We start from the raw sequence: 18421 nt of genomic DNA on the forward strand, positions 1-18421 counted from the left end.
GCCCCCGCCCGCGCTCAGCGGGCCGCGAGCTGGCCGAGCAGCAACCGCACCGCGGCCACGATCCGCTCGCGGGACACCCCGAGCGGCTCCACGCCGGTCACCCAGGTCATCATCGGCTGATACAGCAGCATGCCCATGATCGCCACCGCGGTGGCCTCGAGGTCGAGGTCGGATCGCAGCCCGCCCTCGGCCTGGTAGTGGCGCAGCCAGTCCACGACGAGCTGCTGGCCCCGGCGGAACCACTCCCGCTCGGCCCGGGCCATGAGCTCGGGGAACTGGGGGAGGTCGCGCAGGATGATCGCCAGCAGCGGCATCTCAGCCGCGAGCTGCTCGACGGCGCCGCGGGCCAGCACCTCGGCCGCTTCGCCCAGGTCGGCGGGGGGTGGTCCCACCGGGGTGGTGGCGGCGCGGCTCTCGGCGATCGCCTGGTCCACCACCGCCTCGAGGATCGCGTACTTGGAGCTGAAGTGGCGGTAGAGCCCACCCGCACCGGGTGACAGGCCCGCCGCCTTCTCGATGGCGGTCACCGGGGTGCGGTCGTAGCCCTCGGCGGCGAACAGGCGGGCCGCGCACTGGATGATCCGCTGGCGGGTGCTGGTGGCGCTCGGGGACCCGCCCGGGGACGCGCCCGGAGGAGCGTCCCCGGCTCGGCGCGGCTCGCTTCGCACCCCCGGGGTGCTCACGGTGCCGTGCCCACGGGCTCGCCGTAGCCCCACCCGGGAGCGGGCGGGGTGGTGACCTCGACCTCGGCGGGCTCGCCGTGGCCGATGAGGAGGAACTCCGCCGCGACCCGGACCGTGCACCGCACGGACGGGGTACCGCACCACAGGATCCGGCTGGTCCCTCCGGTCACCGGGCTCTCGAAGGCGAAGCTCTCGCCGCCGTCGCGTGAGATCCAGACCGAGTAGAGCTGGAGAAGCGGGTGCATCCCGTGTTCGGGAACCGACCAGGTGACCTCGACGAACCCGGCGCCGTCCCCGGTGAGCGGCGTGGCGGTCAGGTCCCGCACGGGTGAGGGCCGGCCCCGGTCGGTCTCCACGATCGTGAGATTGCGGTTCTGCTGCACCACCCTCAGGGCGGGGTCGCCCCAGACCTGCACCTGCAGGTCGAGGGTCTCGTAGAGGGCTTCGACCGTGGTGTCGCCGTGGATCCGCAATGGCAGGTTCCGAGCGGTCTGGCCGGCGGGGATCCAGATCATCTCGGGCCTGGCCGCCACGTCGTCGAACGCCACATCTTCGTAGTACACACTGGGTGACACCGCGCGAGGGTACGCGGGCGCCCAGTACACCGAGACGGGCTCCGCCAACGGCGCGGACAGCACCACGGAGACCCACGCCGTGACGGTTCCGGCGTCTCCCTCGACCACCAGCACCCCGCCGACGCTGAGCGTGGGTTGAGCGCCGGGGTCGCGGTCGTCGTCCTGGACGAACAGTTCGCCCGTGAGCCGCCCCGGCTCGGCCCCCTCGACCGAGCGCAACCGCACCCAGGCGAGCTCGTCCTCCTCGGGCTCGCGATCACCGAGGATCTCGACCCGCACGTACGAGGAGGTCTTCCCGGCAGGGATGGTGACCGTGCGCGACCGGAGTCGGACGTCCACGCCAGGCGTGGCCGCCGGGTCCGACCAACTGCCGGCCTCGAGATCCACCCGGACCACGACCGGATGGGTCGCCGGGCGGTCGAGCGTGACCGGGACCCGTGCCCCGTAGCTCCCCACGTTGCCCTCGGCCGTCCACAGGCTGCCGACGCTCACCATCGGCAGCTCGCCGGCGGCGACGGCGGGGGAGCCGGCCCCGGGCGCGGTGAGGGTCCATGCTCCGGCCAGCGCCAGCGCCAGCACGATCCTGAGCGCCCGGGCCGCCCACCGGGGGCTGGCCTGCCGTGCAGGGTGATGGTCGTAGGTGCTCATGTGCCCCCACCTCCCGCGGTGGCTTGTTCGCAAGTAACTACTTACTTACCTCCTGACCATGCGTGACGGACCCGGTGCTGTCAACCGTTCGCGGTCCCGTCAGGCCCGGTGCTCGGCCAGCCAGGCGTCGCCGGCGGCGAACTCGGCGTCAAGCTGGTCCCGCACCATCCCCTTGGCCCAGTCGGCCAGCTTCCCGCCGATGAGGGGCACCTTCACCTCGACGTGCACGTCCACCCCGTAGGTGGTGCGCTCCCCGGCCGGGGTGAGGGTGGTGGAGGCCGAGATCCTCACCGGCGCGCCCGCGGTGTCCACCTGCTGGGTGCCCGCGCAGGACCCGTCGGGCAGGCGCCGCCAGTCGTCGGTGGTGGTCACGGTGTTGGTCGGCTTGAGCACTCGCCTGGCGAACCCGGGGAGGTCGACGTCCACCACCCGGCGGATGACCAGGTGGAACGAGTCGTCCTCGGCGCTCGACTCCAGCACCTCGAGGTCGCGATGGCCCATGCCCTCGAACTTGCGGAGGTGGGACTGCGGATCGCGGAACATGGCCCACACGTCGTCGATGGGCGCGTCGAAGGTGTGCTCGTCGTGGAAGTCCATCGGGCCACCCTACGTCCCGGGGCCGGCGCCCGATCCGAACACGGTCGGGCTGCCGCCGGGCTGCCGCCGGGCTGCCGCCGGGATGACACCGCCCCCGAGCCGTGCTTCACTAGAACGCGTTCTCGTTTTCCGCGTCCCACCGCCAGCCCGGAGGCCCGCATGTACATCGGACTGACCCCCGAGCACCAGCGACTCCGCGACGAGTTGCGGGCCTACTACGACCGGCTGCTGACCCCCGAGATCCAGGAGGAGATCGCTCGCAGCGAAGGGGTCGGCCCGGTGCCCCGCCGGATCGTGAAGCAGATGGGCGCCGACGGCTGGCTGGGCATCGGCTGGCCGAAGGAGTACGGCGGCCAGGGGCGGGGGCCCATCGAGCAGTTCATCTTCTTCGACGAGTCGATGCGGGCCGGCGCGCCGGTGCCGATGCTCACCATCAACTCGGTGGCCCCCACGATCATGCAGTACGGCAGCCAGGAGCAGAAGGACTTCTACCTCCCGAAGATCCTCGCCGGGGAGATCCACTTCTGCATCGGCTACACCGAGCCCGACGCCGGCACCGACCTGGCCTCGCTCACCACCCGGGCGGTGCGCGACGGCGACGAGTACGTCATCAACGGCCAGAAGATCTTCACCAGCCTGGCCACCGACGCCGACTACGTGTGGCTGGCAGTGCGCACCAACCCCGAGGCCAAGAAGCACAAGGGCATCTCGATCATCATCGTCCCCACCGACACCCCCGGGTTCAAGGTCACGCCCATCGTGAACATGGGGGAGTTCAACACCAACCTCACCTTCTACGAGGACGTGCGGGTCCCGGTCGGCAACCTGGTGGGGGAGGAGAACCAGGGCTGGCAGCTCATCACCAACCAGCTCAACCACGAGCGGGTGACGATCTGCAGCTCCGGCATCATCGAGCGCCAGCTCGAGGACGTCACCCGCTGGGCGAAGCAGACCACCCGCCCCGGCGGCGGGCGGGTCATCGACGAGCCCCGGGTGCGCCAGCTGCTCGCCCGGGTGCACGCCCGGCTCGAGTTCCTGCGGCTGGTCAACTTCAAGGTCGCCTGGGCGGCCGAGCAGGGCCAGCCGCTCGACCCCGCCATGGCCTCGACGGTGAAGGTGTTCGGCACCGAGTTCTACATGGAGGCCGTGCGGCTGCTGATGGAGGTGGTGGGGCCGGCCTCGAGCCTGCGGGGCACCTCGCCCGACGCCGTGCTCCGGGGTCGCCTGAACGGGCTGCTGCGCGGCCTGCACGTGCTCACCTTCGGCGGCGGCACCAACGAGATGCAGCGGGACCTGATCGCGCTGTTCGGGCTGAACATGCCGCCCTCACCCCGCTGACCGATCGATCGCCCCACGCCCGGCCCACAGGGAGGAACCCCACCGATGGACTTCTCGCTCACCGACGAGCAGACGGCCCTGGTCGAGCTCGCCGACCAGATCCTCGGCGACCGCTGCACCCTGGAGCGGCTGAAGGAGGTCGGCGCCGGCGAGCGGCGCACCGATGTCGAGCTGTGGCGGGAGCTGGCCCGAGCGGACCTGGTGGGCGCCGCGCTGCCGGCGGACGTCGGCGGGGGAGGGTTCGGGTTCCTCGAAGCCTGCCTGCTGCTGGAGCAGGTCGGCCGCCACGTGGCCCCGGTGCCCTACTGGGCGACGGTGGTGCTCGGCGGCCTGACCATCGCCGAGCACGGCGCCGGCCCGCTGCGCCAGGAGTTGCTGGCCGGTGCCGTGGCCGGGGAGACGATCCTCTCCGCCGCCCTGCAGGAGGAGCTGGCCGACCCCCGCTCACCGGCCACCACCGCCCGGCCCGACGCCGCCGGTTGGCAACTGGACGGCGAGAAGATCCTCGTGCCCTCCGTTCCCGACGCGGCGGTGATCGTGGTGCCCGCCCGGGCGGAGGGCGGCGTGGGGCTGTTCCTGGTCGAGCCCGGCTCGAGCGGCGTCAGCGTCATCGCCGAGGAGACGATGGGGCAGTGGCCCCTGTACCGCCTGGTGCTCGAGGGGGTGGCGGTCGGCCCGGATCGGGTGCTGGTGGCCCCGGGTGAGGAAGGCCAGCGGGCGCTGGACCGGCTGGTGGATCGGGCCACCGTCGGCCTGTGCGCCATCTCCGCCGGGGTGTGCGAGCGGGGGCTGCGCATCACCGCCGAGTACGCCAGCGAGCGCAAGCAGTTCGATCGCCCCATCGCCACCTTCCAGGCGGTGGGCCAGCGTCTCGCCGACGCGTTCATCGACACCGAGGCGGTGCGGCTGACGATGCTGAACGCGGCCTCGTTGCTCGACGCCGGCCTGCCCGCGGGCAAGGAGGTCGCCACCGCCAAGTTCTGGGCCAGCGACGGCGCCAGCCGGGTGGCCCATGCGCTGCTGCACGTGCACGGCGGCATCAGCATCGATGTGGACTACCCGATCCACCGGTACTTCCTGTGGGCCAAGCAGATCGAGAACGACCTCGGCGCCTCCACCGTGCAGCTCCAGCGCCTCGGTGACCTCCTCGCCGCCGAGCCCTGACCTCTCCTTCCCGTTCTGGCCTGTCAAACGCGTGCTCTGGCACGCGTTTCGCCTGCCGGTTCGGTGAGTGCGGTGAGTGTCGGGCGCCGCTCTCGCGTTCTGGCATGTCAAACGCGTGCTCTGGCACGCGTTTGACATGCCGGTTCGGTGAGGATCAGCTCTCGCCGGATGCCGGCGGGCGCTCCCGCCGGGCGAACGCGTCGAGCACGTCCGGCAACGAGGCGAAGATCATGTCCTCGCCGATCCGCTCGAGGATCCCGGTCGGTTCCAGGTCGTCGCGCAGGTCCTGCTTCAGCCGCGCCAGCCCGAGGCGGATGCCCCGGCGCGCCAGGTCAGCCCGCAGGGCCTCCAGCGCGTCGGCGCCGGTGATGTCCACCTCCACGTTGGCTTCCACATTCAGGACGAACCACTCCACCGGTTCCGGGCTGGCCTCGATGGCGGCGAGGGCCCGCTGGCGGAAGTCCTCGGCGTTGGCGAAGAACAGCGGCGCGTCGTACCGGTAGATCATCAGCCCGGGGACGGTCTCCGCTTGGGGATAGTCGTCGATGTCGTGGAGGCTGCCCAGCCCCGGCACCCGCCCGAGCACCGCGTCGTGCGGCCGCGCGACCCGCCGCAGCAGGTCAAGCATCGACAGCGCGATCGCCACCAGTACCCCGTAGAGGATGTCGACCACCAGCACTCCCGCCGTGGTGGCCAGCGCCAGCACCAGCTCGCTGCGCCGGAACCGCCACAGCCGCCGGAGCCCGTCGAGATCGATGAGCCGGGTGGCGGCGTACACGATGATCGCCCCCAGCGCGGCGGTCGGGAACTCGGCCAGCAGCGGCCGCAGGAACAGCAGTACCAGCATGACCGTCGCCAGCGAGATCAGCCCTGCGAGCTGGGTGCGGCTGCCGACCGCGTCGCCGAGCACCGTGCGGCTCCCGCTGCTGCTGACGGGGAATCCCTGGAACAGGCCGGCTCCGGCGTTGGCGGCACCCAGGGCCAGCAGCTCCTGGTTGGCGTCGATCACCTCGCCTCGCCGGGCCGCGAACGCCCGCCCGGTGAGGACGTTGTCGGAGTAGCCCACCAGGGCGATGCCGAGTGCCGGGCCCACCAGGCCGGTCAGGTCGTCCCAGCTGACGTCGGGCAGCCGGGGTGCCGGCAGGCCGGCCGGGATGGGGCCGACCACGGCGATGCCATCGTCGGTCAACCGGAACAGAGCCACCACCAGCGTGGAGGCCAGCACGGCCAGCAGGGGCCCGGGCAGGCGGGGCGCGAACCGCTGGGCGAGGACGAGGAAGGCGAGCACTGCCGCGGCCAGCGCGGTGGTGGGTCCGTCCAGCTCGGTGAGCTGCGACAGGAACGAACCCACCTGCGCGGTGAAGGTGGTGCCGTCGACGGGGACCCCCGTCACCCGGCCGAGCTGGCCGGCGATCATGATCAGCGCGACCCCCCCGAGGTACCCGATGAGGATCGGCTTGGACAGCAGGTCTGCCAGGAAGCCCAACCGAAAGCAGAAGGCGATCAGGCATGCGGCGCCGACCAGCAGGGCCAGGGTTGCCGCCAGCATGGCGTGAGCCTCAGGATCGCCGGCAGCCAAGGGTGCGATTGCCACGGCGGTCATGACCGCGGTGGTGGACTCTGGTCCCACCGAGAGCTGCCGTGACGAGCCGAACACCGCGTAGATGGCGAGGGCGGGGAGGATGGCCCACAGGCCAACCACCGCGGGCAGGCCGGCCAGCTCGCCGTAGGCCATGCACTGGGGCACGAGGTAGGCGGCGACCGTGATCCCGGCGACCACATCACCGCGCAACCAGTCTCGCTGGTAGCCCCGGGCGGTGGCCACAGCTGGGACGAGGCGCTCCACGGCGCCTTGCCTAGCACCATCGTCACCCGAGCCGGCGGTGGTCGGGCGCCTCAGGCGCGCTCAACCGCCACGAGCTCGAGGGGAGAGATCGGATGGCAGCGGGGTGACCGTGACGGGGATGCCGTTGAGCACCGCGTTGCCCGACAGCGGGTCGACCACCTCGCCGTCGGTCAGCACGTTCGAGTTCACCCCCGCGTGCTCCGCGGCCACCGACAGGCCGCTGCCGGGCACGCCGTGGCCCCAGCCGTGCGGCAGGCTCACCACCCCGGGACGGATGGCCTCGGTGATCTCCACCGGCGCCACCACCGCGCCCACCCGGGACCGGACCTCTGCCGGGTCACCGTCTGCCAGCCCCAGCCGGGCCGCGTCGTCGGGGTGGAGCTGCAACGTGCAGCGAGGCTTGCCCTTGACCAGGGGAGCGATGTTGTGCATCCACGAGTTGTTGGAGCGCAGGTGCCGACGTCCGACGAGCACCAGGCCCGTGCCGCCCACGACCCCCGAGCCGCCCGCACCGTCCGCCGCTTCCCGGCAGGACGCCAGCAGCCGGGGGATGTCGGCGGCGATCGGCTCGGGCACCAGCTCGATGGTGCCGCTCAGGGTGCGCAGCAGCTCGGGCAGGCGGGGCTGCAGCGGTCCCAGGTCGAGGCCGTGCTCGTGGGCACCGAGCGCGGCGAGGGACAGGCCGTCGGGCACCGCGCCGAACCAGTCGCCGTAGGGGCCGGTGCGGATCATGGCGTCGAGGATCCGGTCGACGGCGCTCGGGCCCGCGAGCAGGGAAGCGAGCTCGTCCACCGGGCGACCGGCGATGGGCGAGCCGGCCATCCCGATCGCGCCCTGCAAGACGCCCTCGACGAGCAGGTGCTCGACCAGCGCCGGGTCCGCCCCGGCTCCCTGACCGGAGGCGATCAGCGCCAGCTTGGCGAGGATCTCGTGCTCGGCCGGGCCGGCGGGCTCGAACAGCGGCGGGGACCACTGGGCCACGTTGCGCACCGACAGCCCGAAGAACGCCAGGTGGTACTCGCTGCGCTCGAGCGCGGAGGGCGGCGGCAGGATGAGGTGCGCGTGGCGGGTGGTCTCGTTGCGGTAGATGTCCACGCTCACCATGAGCTCCAAGCCGGCCAGCGCCCGGTCGAGGCGGGCGGCGTCCGGGGTCGACACCACCGGGTTGCCGGCCACGGTGATCAGCGCTCGAACCTGGCCCTCACCCGGGGTCTCGATCTCCTCCGCCAGGGTGGCCACCGGCAGCTCACCGTTCACCTCCGGGTAGCCCCGGACCCGGCTGCGGTGGCGCCCGGTGCGGTAGCCCCGCCCGGGTCCCGGCGCCCGGGGCCGTTCGTGGGCCGGGGTCGGGAACATCGCCCCGCCGGGGCGGTCCAGGTTCCCGGTGAGCACGTTGAGCACGTCGACGGCCCAGGCGGCGAGGGTGCCGAAGGCCACGGTGTGGGTGCCGATGCGCCCGTACACCGCGGCGGTGGGAGCGGCCGCCAGCTCCCGGGCCAGGCGCCGGATGGTGCCGGGGTCGATGCCGCAGGCCGCGCTGGCCGCCTCGGGGGTGATCGGTGCGAGCAGCTCCCCCAGTTCGTCCAGGCCGGTGGTGAACGCCCGCAGCCTGCCCGGCTCGGCGAGGCCTTCGCTGAGCAGCACGTTGGCCATGGCGGCCAGCAGGTGGGCGTCGGCGCCGGGCCGGATGGCCACGTGCTCGTCGGCTTCTTCCGCGGTGCGGGTGCGGCGGGGGTCGACGACCACCACCTTGCCGCCCCGCTGGCGGATGCGAGCCAGCCGGCCCGGGAAGTCCGGCGCGGTGCACAGGCTCCCGTTGGACTCCCAGGGGTTCGCGCCCAGCATGAGCAGGTGGTCGGTGCGGTCGAGGTCCGGCACGGGGATCAACAGCGGCCCACCGAAGAGCAACCCGCTCGAGACATGCTTGGGCATCTGGTCGACGGTGCTGGCCGAGTAGATGTTGCGGGTGCCGAGGGCCCGGGCCAGCGGCCGGTTGTACAGGACCCCGGCGAGCGAGTGGGCGGAGGGGTTGCCGAGGTACAGGGCCACCGCGTCACGCCCGTGCCGCTCGATGATCGGCAGCAGACGCCGCTCCACCTCGGCGAAGGCCTCGTCCCAGCCGATCTCCTCGAACACCGCGGTGGCGGGGTCGTCGCCCCGGCGGATCAGCGGCCGGCGGAGGCGGTCGGGGTCGCGGTGGACGTGCTGGAGCACCGACCCCTTGGGGCAGATGAACCCCTGGCTGAAGGAGTTGTCCCGGTCGCCCCGGATGCGGTGCACGCGGCCGTCGCGGACCGTGATCTCGAGCCCGCAGGTAGCCTCGCACAGCGGGCACGTGCGGAACTGGACCGTCTCGGTGGTCATCGGTCGCACCCCCTTCCCCGGAGTTGATCGTAGGGCGATCGGCCGGGTCGTGACCGGCCCGGGTACGCTCCGGTGGTGGCCGATGCCGACAGCGTGCCGCCGGCCTACCCCGCCCGCTGGGAGACCGATGCCGTGCTCGCCGACGGGTCGGTGGTGCACGTGCGGCCGGTACGCCCCGACGACGCGGAGCGGATCCAGGCGTTCCACGCCCGCCAGTCCCGCGAGAGCATCTACTTCCGCTATTTCACTCCGATGCCGAAGCTGTCGGCCCGCGAGCTCGAGCGGCTGACGGGCATCGACTACGTGACCCGGATGGCGTTCGTGGCCCTCGAGGGCGACGACATCGTGGCCATGGCCAGCTACGACGTGTGGCGGGCCGCCGACGAGGCCGAGGTCGCCTTCATCGTCGACGACGCCCACCAGGGGCGGGGCCTGGCCACCGTACTGCTCGAGTACCTCATCGTCGCGGCTCGCGAGAACGGCCTGCATGCGCTCACCGCGCAGGTGCTGCCGAGCAACCGGCGGATGTTGTCGGTGTTCCACAACGCGGGCTTCGAGGTGTCCAGCGAGTTCGACGACGGGGTCATCAACGTCCGGTTGAGCCTCGAGCCCACCGAGCGGGCCACCGCCCTGATCGAGGAGCGCGAGCGGCTGTCCGAGGCCCGCTCGATCCAGCGGCTGCTGTTCCCCGAGTCCGTGGCGGTGATCGGTGCCGGCCGCGAGCCCGGTGGCATCGGGCACGAGGTGTTCCGCAACCTGCTCACGTGCGGCTTCGAGGGGCCCGTGTATCCGGTGAACCCGAGCGGCGGTCACGTGTCGAGCGTGCGCAGCTACCCGAGCGTGCTCGACATCCCCGATGAGGTCGACCTGGCGGTGGTGTGCGTGCCTGCCCAGGCGGTGGAGCGCACCGTAGAGGAGTGTGCACGCAAACGGGTGCGGGGCCTGGTGATCATGAGTGCGGGCTTCGAGGGGCTCGAGATCGGGGGGCGGCCCGCGGAGCGGGTGCTCGCCGAACGGGCGTTGCGGGCCGGGATGCGCCTGATCGGGCCGGAGTCGATGGGAGTGATCAACACCGCGCCGTCGACCCGGCTGGTGGCGACCTTCGCCGACGTGCGGGTCGACGAAGGTCCGGTGGGGATGCTCACCCAGTCCGGCACGCTCGGTATCGCCGCGCTCCAGCGGGCCCACCGGATGGGGATCGGGGTCTCGGTGTTCGTCGACATCGGCAGCCGGCCCGACGTGAGCGGCAACGACCTGCTCCAGTTCTGGAGCAGCGACGACCGAACGAAGCTGGCGCTGCTGTATCTGGAGTCGTTCGGCAACCCGCGCAAGTTCACCCGTATCGCCCGGCGGATGGCCAGGGAGAAGCCGATCGTGGCGGTCAAGGCCGGCCGCACCGGGCACACCGACCCGGACGCCGACCGCATGGGGCTCGGCCCGTGGTGGCCGACCGACGCCACCGTCGATGCGCTGCTCTCGCAGTCGGGGGTGATCCGGGTTGACACCCCGGCCCGGCTGTTCGACGTGGCCCGGGTGCTGGTCAACCAGCCGGTACCCCGCGGGCGCCGGGTGGCGGTGGTCAGCAACTCCCGAGGGGCCACGCTGCTCACGGTCGACGCCTGCCTCCACTCGGGGCTCGAGCTGGCCCCGATCGACCCCACCACCCAGGCCGCGCTGGCGGGGCTGCTGCCGGCAGGAGCCGAGGTGGCCAACCCTGTCGAGCTGACATGGCAGGCCGATGCCAGCCATTACGAGGCTGCGGTGCGCGCCGTGCTCCAGGCGGACGGCGTCGACGCGGCCCTGGTGGTGTACGCCCCCGCCGTGGAGGAGCACCGGGCGAAGGTGGCCCGCGCGCTGGGACTGGCCGCCCGGGCGTCGGCGGGCAAGCCGGTGCTGGCGACGTTCCTGAGCTCGGAGGTCGGCGTCCCGCTGATCGGCGGCGAGCACCCGATCCCGCTGTTCGAGTTCCCCGACGAGGCGGCGGCCGTGCTCGGCACGGTCGCCGATTACGGGGCGTGGCTGGCAGAGGATCCGGGCACGGTGCCGGTGTTCGAGGATCTCGACATCGACGCCATCCGGGCGTACACGATGGATCTCCTCGGGGTCGAGGGGGAGGGGCGGTGGCTCGATCGGGCCGACGCGATGCGGCTGCTCGCGCTGGCTGGCCTGCCGGTGGCCCGGGAGCGGATGGTGGCCTCGGCCGACGAAGCGGTGGCCGCTGCGGTGGAGATCGGGTTCCCGGTGGCGCTCAAGGCGTCCGGGGTGGCTCGCTACCAGCCGGGCGAGGCCGGCGGGGTGGCCCTCGACCTCCACGACGAGGGTGCGTTGCGGGCCGCGTACCAGCGCATGTGCACGCACCTCGGGGAGGCGATGCGCCCGGCGCTGGTCCAACAGCAGGTGCCGCCCGGCGCCGGGGTGATGGTGGGCGGCCACCAGCACGCGGCGTTCGGCGCGGTGATCGCACTGGGCATCGGCGGCGCGATGTCAGTGGCCCGCAGCGAGGTGGCGGTGCGGGTGTTGCCGCTCACCGACACCGACGCCGGCCGGCTGATCGCTGCGTCGCCGGTGGCCTCGCTGCTCGAGGGTGTACCCGGCGGAGCACCGGACGAGACCTCGGGGTCGCCCGTGGCGAGCTGCCGGGCGTTCCTGTTGCGCCTGGCGGCGGTGCTGGAGGCGGTCCCCGAGATCGCCGACGTGGTGCTCAACCCGCTGATCGTCGGTGCCGAGGGGGCCTGGGTGGTGGACGCCTCGGTGCGGGTGGCGCCCTACCGCTGGGACCCGGCGCCGCCGGTGCGACGGGTCACCTGAGCCGGCCTACCCTCGGGTGGCGCACATCCGGACGGCACTGTCAGTCGCGGAGCCAGACTGGGGTGCGCTGGCCCCATTCACCATTCTCACTGGCAGTCGAGCCTGCGTAGCAGCGCCCGAGCGTCGCTCACGATGCGGAACCGCTGGGCGTGGAACGCCTGCACGTCCTCAGGTTCGTGGCGGTGACGATCGGGATGGTGGCGCTTGACGAGCTGGCGGTACCGCGCCTCGACCTGCTCTGCCGTCGCGCCGGTAGGCAGCTCGAGGGCCGCGTAGGCTGCGTGGACATCGTGCGTGCGGGGACGGTCGAGCGCGGCCTGCTGCTCCACCCGCTCGCTCTCTCGGTAGACCTGCGCGGGATCCCAGTAGGAGTGCGACCGGCCCGGGGGATGGGTGCCGTCGGCCTCGGCGATGGTCTGGCGGGCCGAGCGGCGCTTCTCCCGCAGGCGCTCGGCCCACGCCGCGTACCGTTCGGCCTGCTCGTCGCGGGGGCCGGCTCCGCCGAAGACGTCGCCCAGCGAGCGGAGGGGATTCTCATCGCCGGCACCCACCGGCTCGGGCTCCGGGCGCGTGGCGCCGAGCCGGCCCACCCGCTCGGCGGTGTCGGCTCCGGCCGTCGGCCGACCTCGTCGCCATCGTGGCCGTGACGGCTTCGGCACGGCATCCCTCCCTCCACCGGGAGCCACCTGTGACGGGGCTCGCCCTCCCGGTGAGCCAAAGGATAGGGCACGTCCGTCGCTGGGGCGGTGTTCCGGGCCACTCAGCGGGCATCGCTGTGCGCGACCCGCGGTTCTCGCGGCAGCCCGAGGAGGCGTTCGGCGAGGATGTTGCGCAGGATCTGGGTGGTGCCGCCCATGATCGTGTACCCGGGCGCGTAGCACACGTTGCGGGCCACCCGGCCCCACACCAGGGCGTCGGCGCCGGCCACCCGGGCGCAGAACGCCGCCACCCGCTGCTCCAGCTCGGTGCAGAACGTCTTGGTCGCCGCCGAGAACCCAGGTGGCGCCTGGCCGAGCACCTCCCGCAGCACCAGGTGCCGCCCGATGGTGTAGCCGGTCTCGATCGCGGCCACCTCCTGGCGGACCCGCGGGTCGGTGAGGTCCGCTCGTGGACGCAACTCGTCGTAGAGGGCCCGGTTGCTGACCAGCCGGTCGATGCCGCCCCGCTCGTGCTCCATCTGGCGCATCACCTGCCGGAAGCTGCCGTTCTCCTGGCCGACCAGCAGCTCCCCCGGTACCCGCACCCCGTCGAAGCGCACCTCGCAGAAGTGCCGGTTGCCGGTCATGTCGGTGATGGGGGTGACCGACACGCCTGGCAGGCGCATGTCGACGATCAGCTCCGAGAGCCCGGCGTGGGCGGGGGCGTCGGGATCGGTGCGGGCCACCAGGTAGCACCAGTCGGCATCCGCCGCCCCGCTGGTCCAGATCTTCGTGCCCTCCACCACCCAGCAGTCGCCGTCCCGCCGGGCCCGGGTGCGGATCGACGCCACGTCCGAGCCGGCGTCGGGCTCGCTCATGCCGATGCACCACGCGGAGCGACCGGCCACGATCTCGGGCAGGAACCGCTTGCGCTGCTCGGGAGTGCCGAACTGCAGCAGGGTGGGGCCGATCTGGCGGTCGGCGAACCAGGAGGTGGCGATGGGCGCACCGCCCGCGATGAGCGCCTCGAAGACCACGAACCGCTCCAGCGGGCTGCGTCCGTGCCCGCCTTCCTCCACCGGCCAGGTCATGCCCAGCCACCCGCGCTCGCCCAGTTCGAGGGACAGCTCGCGGGAGGCGCCCACGATCCAGGCGTCCTCGGGCACCGCGACCCGCGCCCGCCACTCGGCTGCCAGCCGGCGGGCCTCATCCTGGAGGGGCAGCAGCTCGACGGGCAGCGCGAAGTCCATGCGGGCATGCTGGCACGCCCCGCCGGGCGCACCGAACCTGCGGGGGCGTGCCGAGCCCACCGGGCGTCCCGAGCTCAGGGGGTATGCCGAGCGGCGTTGCCGGCTGGTGACCCCGCTAAGGTCGCCGGCCGTGCGTGCCGTTGTGCTCGAGTCGTACGGGGGGCCCGAGGTCCTGACCGTCCGGGAGGTGCCCGACCCGGTGCCCGGCCCCGAGGAGGTGGTGGTCGAGGTCGTGGCCACCGCGCTGAACCGTGCTGATCTCCTGCAGCGCCGGGGGCGCTATCCCGGGCCGCCGATGGCCTACGAGATTCCGGGTATGGAGCTGAGCGGGCGGGTGTCGGCGCTCGGGGAGCGGGTGAGCATGTGGCGGCCGGGTGACGAGGTGATGGGCATCGTGGGCGGCGGGGCCTACGCCGAGCGGATCGCGGTGCACGAGCGCCAGCTCATGGCCGTGCCCCGCTCGGTGGGCGTGGCCGACGCCGCGGCCATCCCCGAGGTGTGGATCACCGCCTACGACGCGCTCGTGTCCCAAGGTGGGCTCACATCTGGCCGGACCGCGTTGGTGCACGCCGGGGCGTCCGGTGTGGGCACCGCCGCCATCCAGATCGCCAAGGCCATCGGGGCCCGGGTGATCGTCACGGCCTCGGCGGGGAAGCTGGCGAGTTGCCTGGAGCTGGGCGCCGACGCGGCGGTCGACTACCGCAGCGAGGACTTCGTCGCCCGCTGCGGGGAGCTGACCGGCGGCAGTGGTGTCGACGTGGTGCTCGACGTGATCGGCGGCGACTACGTGAGCCGCAACCTCGAGGCCCTCCGCACGGGTGGGCGCATCGTGCAGGTGGGCGTGATGGCCGGTGGGGTGGTCCAGCTGGACGTGGGCAAGATGCTGCCCAAGCGGGCCAGCCTCATCGGCACCGTGCTGCGCCCCCGCCCGCTGGAGGAGAAGATCGGGCTGACCCGGCGGTTCGCGGCGGAGATCCTCCCGCTGTTCGACGAGGGGCGGTGCCGGCCGGTGATCGACTCGCGCTTCCCGCTGAGCGAGATCGCCGCTGCGCACGAACGCATGGAGGCCAACGCGAACGTCGGCAAGATCGTCATCGACGTGGCCCCGACGCTTGATGATCAGGCGTGATCGGCGCCGGCCTGCCGGGCCCGGGCCCGCGAGCCCGATCGCGCCGGTCGGGACCGTGGCGGGAGGGCCACGTCGGTCAGCCGGGCTTTGAACACCGTCACCGCCTGGCCCCCGAGCTTCACCCGCTCGTCTCGCAACCCGACCCGCACCACCCCACCCCGGGCCGACGCCTGGTGGGCGAGCAGGTCCTCCTTGCCCAGGCGCGGCGCCCAGTAGGTGGCCAGCGTGCAGTGCGCGGAGCCCGTCACCGGGTCCTCCGGGATGCCGTAGCGGGGCGCGAAGTAGCGGGACACGATGTCGTAGAGCCCTTCGCCCACCGACGTGACGACCACGCTGGCTGCCTCGGCCTCCCGGAGCGCATCCATGTCGGGTCGCACCGCCCGAACGTGCTCGGGCGAGGCGAGCTCGATGACCACGTTGTGGTTGCCCACCGCCGACCCGACCACCTGCCCGTGGTCGAGTCCGAGCGCCTCCACGACCCCGGCCGGTGGCGGGACAGGGTGGGTGGGGTCGGCCGGGAAGTCGAGCTCGATCCAGCCGTCCGCGGCGCGGGCGGCGGTGAGCTCGCCGGAACGGGTGGCGAAGCGCAGCAGCGGCCGCTCGACGCTGCGGTGCTCGTAGAGGTAGTGAGCGGCGGCGAGGGTGGCGTGGCCGCACAGGTCGACCTCCACCGTGGGGGTGAACCACCGCAGGCTCCATCCCGGTTCACCGCCGGGCAGCTCGAGCGGCACCAGGTACGCGGTCTCGGAGAGGTTCATCTCGAGCGCCAGCTCCTGCATCCACTCGTCCTCGGGGACCCGGTCGAGCAGGCAGATCGCGGCGGGGTTGCCGCGGAAGGCGCGGTCGCAGAAAGCGTCGATCTGGACCAGCTCGGGCCTCAAGCGGAGGCCTTGCGCTGGTCCATCGGCACGTAGTCGCGGACCGGCTCGCCGTCGTAGAGCTGGCGGGGCCGGGCGATGCGCTCGTTGCGGTCGAGCAGCTCGATCCAGTGCGCCAGCCAGCCGGACATGCGGGGGATGGCGAACAGCACGGTGAACATCTCGATGGGGAAGCCCATCGCCTGGTAGATGAGGCCCGAGTAGAAGTCGACGTTCGGGTAGAGCCGCCGGCTGGTGAAGTACTCGTCGGACAGGGCCACCTCTTCGAGTTTGAGCGCGATGTCGAGCAGCGGGTTCTTGCCGGTGACCTCGAAGACCTTGTCCGCCGTCTCCTTGATGATCTTGGCCCGGGGGTCGTAGTTCTTGTAGACCCGGTGGCCGAAGCCCTGCAGGCGGCCCTTGCCGGCCTTGACGTCTTCGATGAAGGGCTGGACGTTGTCCATCGAGCCGATGCGGGTGAGCATCCGGATCACCGCCTCGTTGGCGCCGCCGTGGCGGGGCCCGTAGAGGGCGGTGGCCGCGGCCGCGGCGCAGCTGTAGGGATCGGCGTGCGCGCTACCGGCGACCCGCATCGCGGTCGTGCCGCAGTTCTGCTCGTGGTCGGCGTGCAGGATGAACAGGATGTCGAGGGCTCGGGCCAGCACCGGATCGGCCTCGTAGCGGGGCTCGGCCACTTTCCACATCATCGACAGGAAGTTCGAGGTGAAGTCGAGGCTGTTGTCGGGGTAGACGAAAGGCATGCCCACGCTGTGGCGGTGGGCGCCGGCAGCCAGGGTGGGCATCTTGGCGATGAGGCGGATCACCTGCTTGTAGCGGGACTGCTCGTCGAAGATGTCCTTCGCGTCCGGGTAGAAGGTCGAGAGCGCGGCGAGGGTCGAGACCAGGATGCCCATGGGGTGGGCGTCGTGGTGGAAGCCCTCCATGAAGCGCTTGCGCACGTTCTCGTGGATGAAGGTGTGGTAGGTGATGTCGTGCTTCCACACCTCGTACTGCTCGGGGGTCGGCAGCTCCCCGTGGATGAGCAGGTACGCCACCTCGAGGTAGGTCGACTGTTCGGCGAGCTGCTCGATCGGGTAGCCGCGGTAGCGGAGGATGCCGGCTTCGCCGTCGAGCTCGGTGATGGCGCTCGCCGCGGCGGCGGTGGTGCTGAAGGAGGGGTCGTAGAACCAGATCCCCGGTAGCAGCTTCGACCACTCCCTGGCATCCACCCCGCCGTTCACGATCGGGATCTCGATCGACTCGCCGGTGCGGTTGTCGATGATGGTCACGCTGTCGGCCACGGCGGCTCCTCGGCTCCTTCGGTCGTTATGGGTGTTCTCGGCAGGGCTCTCCTGACCTTCTCCTTCACCTGGCAGCCTACCGGCCCGGATCACAAGGGGCCGTTGTCATGGGCCCGGGAGACGATCCGTTCCCGCTTGCTGGCCAGCAGCTCGAGCGCCGCGGCCAGCTCCCGGCGGGTGTGAGCCGGGTCGATGACCGCGTCGATGAAGCCTCGCTCGGCGGCCACGTAGGGGTTGAGCAGGCGGGCCTCGTAGTCGGCTTCGAGCTCCGCCCGTCGCTGCGGGTCGGTCTCCCGGCGGTGGAGGATCTCGACGGCCCCCCGGGCGCCCATCACCGCGATCTGGGCGCTCGGCCAGGCGAGGGCGATGTCGTTGCCCATGCGCTTGGAGTCCATGACGATGTAGGCCCCGCCGTAGGACTTGCGGAGGGTGACCGAGACCCGGGGGACCGTGGCCCGGGCGTAGGCGAAGGCGAGCTGCGCCCCTTTGCGGATCATGCCCCGCCACTCGAGGTCCTTGCCCGGATAGAAGCCGGGGGTGTCCACCAGGGTGACGATCGGCAGGTTGAACGCGTCGCAGAAGGCGACGAAGCGGGCGCCCTTCTGCGAGGCGGGGATGTCGAGGGTGCCGGCGATCATGGACGGCTGGTTGGCCACGATGCCCACCGGCCGTCCACCGATCGACCCCAGCCCGGTGACGAGGTTCGCCGCCCAGCCGGCGCGCAGCTCGAGCAGCTCCCCATCGTCGAGCAGGGCCCGGGCCAGCTCCCGCACGTCGTAGCTGCCGGTGGGTGAGGCCGGGATGAGCTCGGCCAACCCTGCTGTCGGGCGGTCGCTGGGGTCGCCGGTGGGCAGCAGCGGCGGTAGCTCGTCGGTGCTCGACGGTAGGTACCGGAGCAGCTCCCCGATTGCGTCGAGGGCCGCGGTCCGGTCCGCGACCACGAGGGAGGCCACGCCGCTGGAGCGGGCGTGCGCCCCGGGGCCGCCGAGCGTGTCGGTGGTGATCGGCACTCCGGTGAACTCCCGGACCATCCGCGGGCCGCTCACGAACGCGTACGCCTCGCTGGTCATCACCACCTGGTCGGCCAGACCGAGCAGCAACGCCGGGCCCGACACCGCGGGGCCGGTGACCGCGAACAGCAAGGGCACGATCCCCGAGCAGGCAACCAGGGCCCGGGCGGCTCGCCCCCAGCCCGCGAGCGCCGCCACCCCCTCGTGCACCAG

General features: G+C 72.3%; 14 protein-coding genes. 4 read left to right on the forward strand and 10 right to left on the reverse strand.

Translation table 11 applies throughout. The annotated features are described in order from the left end of the window. Window positions 1-14: 14 nt before the first annotated feature. The 3 genes from V7004_RS10585 to V7004_RS10595 all read right to left on the reverse strand — a co-directional run bounded on the left by V7004_RS10585 (window position 15) and on the right by V7004_RS10595 (window position 2503). Entirely contained in the window at window positions 15-668 is a 654-nt protein-coding gene (locus V7004_RS10585) for a TetR/AcrR family transcriptional regulator (RefSeq protein WP_334143883.1), read from the reverse strand. Window positions 669-679: 11 nt separating this feature from the next. Beyond that, window positions 680-1906, reverse strand: a complete 1227-nt coding sequence (locus V7004_RS10590) for a hypothetical protein (protein ID WP_334143885.1) — start codon at window positions 1904-1906, stop codon at window positions 680-682. Window positions 1907-2005: 99 nt separating this feature from the next. After that, a complete protein-coding gene (locus V7004_RS10595) occupies window positions 2006-2503 on the reverse strand; it encodes a DUF2505 domain-containing protein (RefSeq protein WP_334143887.1) in 498 nt (165 codons plus the stop codon). Between the two features lie 159 nt (window positions 2504-2662). Here V7004_RS10595 and V7004_RS10600 point away from each other — a divergent pair, with 159 nt between their 5' ends. Further along, on the forward strand, window positions 2663-3841 hold the full coding sequence (locus V7004_RS10600; RefSeq protein WP_334143888.1) for an acyl-CoA dehydrogenase family protein: 1179 nt from the start codon (window positions 2663-2665) through the stop codon (window positions 3839-3841). Window positions 3842-3886: 45 nt separating this feature from the next. Next, window positions 3887-5005 carry an acyl-CoA dehydrogenase family protein gene (locus tag V7004_RS10605; RefSeq protein WP_334143889.1) on the forward strand — a complete coding sequence of 373 codons (1119 nt, stop codon included), beginning with the start codon at window positions 3887-3889 and terminating at the stop codon, window positions 5003-5005. 154 nt (window positions 5006-5159) lie between these two features. Here V7004_RS10605 and V7004_RS10610 read toward each other — a convergent pair whose 3' ends face one another. Continuing rightward, complete coding sequence (locus V7004_RS10610) at window positions 5160-6851, reverse strand: SulP family inorganic anion transporter (RefSeq protein ID WP_334143890.1); 1692 nt, start codon at window positions 6849-6851, stop codon at window positions 5160-5162. Window positions 6852-6911: 60 nt separating this feature from the next. After that, the gene (locus V7004_RS10615) at window positions 6912-9215 is read right to left on the reverse strand and encodes a molybdopterin oxidoreductase family protein (RefSeq protein ID WP_334143892.1); all 2304 of its coding nucleotides are present in this window, start codon (window positions 9213-9215) and stop codon (window positions 6912-6914) included. Between the two features lie 75 nt (window positions 9216-9290). Between V7004_RS10615 and V7004_RS10620 the strand changes: the two genes are divergently transcribed. Continuing rightward, window positions 9291-12023: a bifunctional acetate--CoA ligase family protein/GNAT family N-acetyltransferase gene (locus tag V7004_RS10620; RefSeq protein WP_334143893.1), complete on the forward strand. Its 2733-nt coding sequence runs from the start codon at window positions 9291-9293 to the stop codon at window positions 12021-12023. An 86-nt stretch (window positions 12024-12109) separates the two neighbouring features. Here the strand turns inward: V7004_RS10620 and V7004_RS10625 are convergent, their stop codons facing one another. Beyond that, window positions 12110-12682, reverse strand: coding sequence for a J domain-containing protein (locus V7004_RS10625; RefSeq protein ID WP_334143894.1), 573 nt, complete (start codon window positions 12680-12682; stop codon window positions 12110-12112). 101 nt (window positions 12683-12783) lie between these two features. Further along, window positions 12784-13911, reverse strand: coding sequence for an acyl-CoA dehydrogenase family protein (locus V7004_RS10630; protein WP_334143896.1), 1128 nt, complete (start codon window positions 13909-13911; stop codon window positions 12784-12786). Between the two features lie 130 nt (window positions 13912-14041). On the opposite strand from V7004_RS10630, the gene V7004_RS10635 reads away from it, so the two are divergent. Further along, the gene (locus V7004_RS10635) at window positions 14042-15040 is read left to right on the forward strand and encodes an NAD(P)H-quinone oxidoreductase (protein ID WP_334143897.1); all 999 of its coding nucleotides are present in this window, start codon (window positions 14042-14044) and stop codon (window positions 15038-15040) included. On the opposite strand, the gene V7004_RS10640 is transcribed toward V7004_RS10635, so the two are convergent. The 3 genes from V7004_RS10640 to V7004_RS10650 form a co-directional block, all read right to left on the reverse strand. Further along, window positions 15031-15921 (reverse strand): PhzF family phenazine biosynthesis protein, encoded by an 891-nt coding sequence (locus V7004_RS10640; protein WP_334143899.1) that lies wholly within the window; start codon window positions 15919-15921, stop codon window positions 15031-15033. The two genes, V7004_RS10635 and V7004_RS10640, sit on opposite strands and share 10 nt — an antisense overlap. After that, entirely contained in the window at window positions 15918-17198 is a 1281-nt protein-coding gene (locus V7004_RS10645) for a citrate synthase (RefSeq protein ID WP_334143901.1), read from the reverse strand. The genes V7004_RS10640 and V7004_RS10645 overlap by 4 nt, the downstream gene beginning before the upstream one ends. A gap of 89 nt (window positions 17199-17287) precedes the next feature. Then, the coding region (locus V7004_RS10650; RefSeq protein WP_334143902.1) for an acyl-CoA carboxylase subunit beta at window positions 17288-18421 on the reverse strand (1134 nt) is incomplete at its 5' end.

This window comes from Rhabdothermincola sp. (genome assembly GCF_036846205.1).
GTDB lineage: Bacteria > Actinomycetota > Acidimicrobiia > Acidimicrobiales > Acidimicrobilacustridaceae > Rhabdothermincola.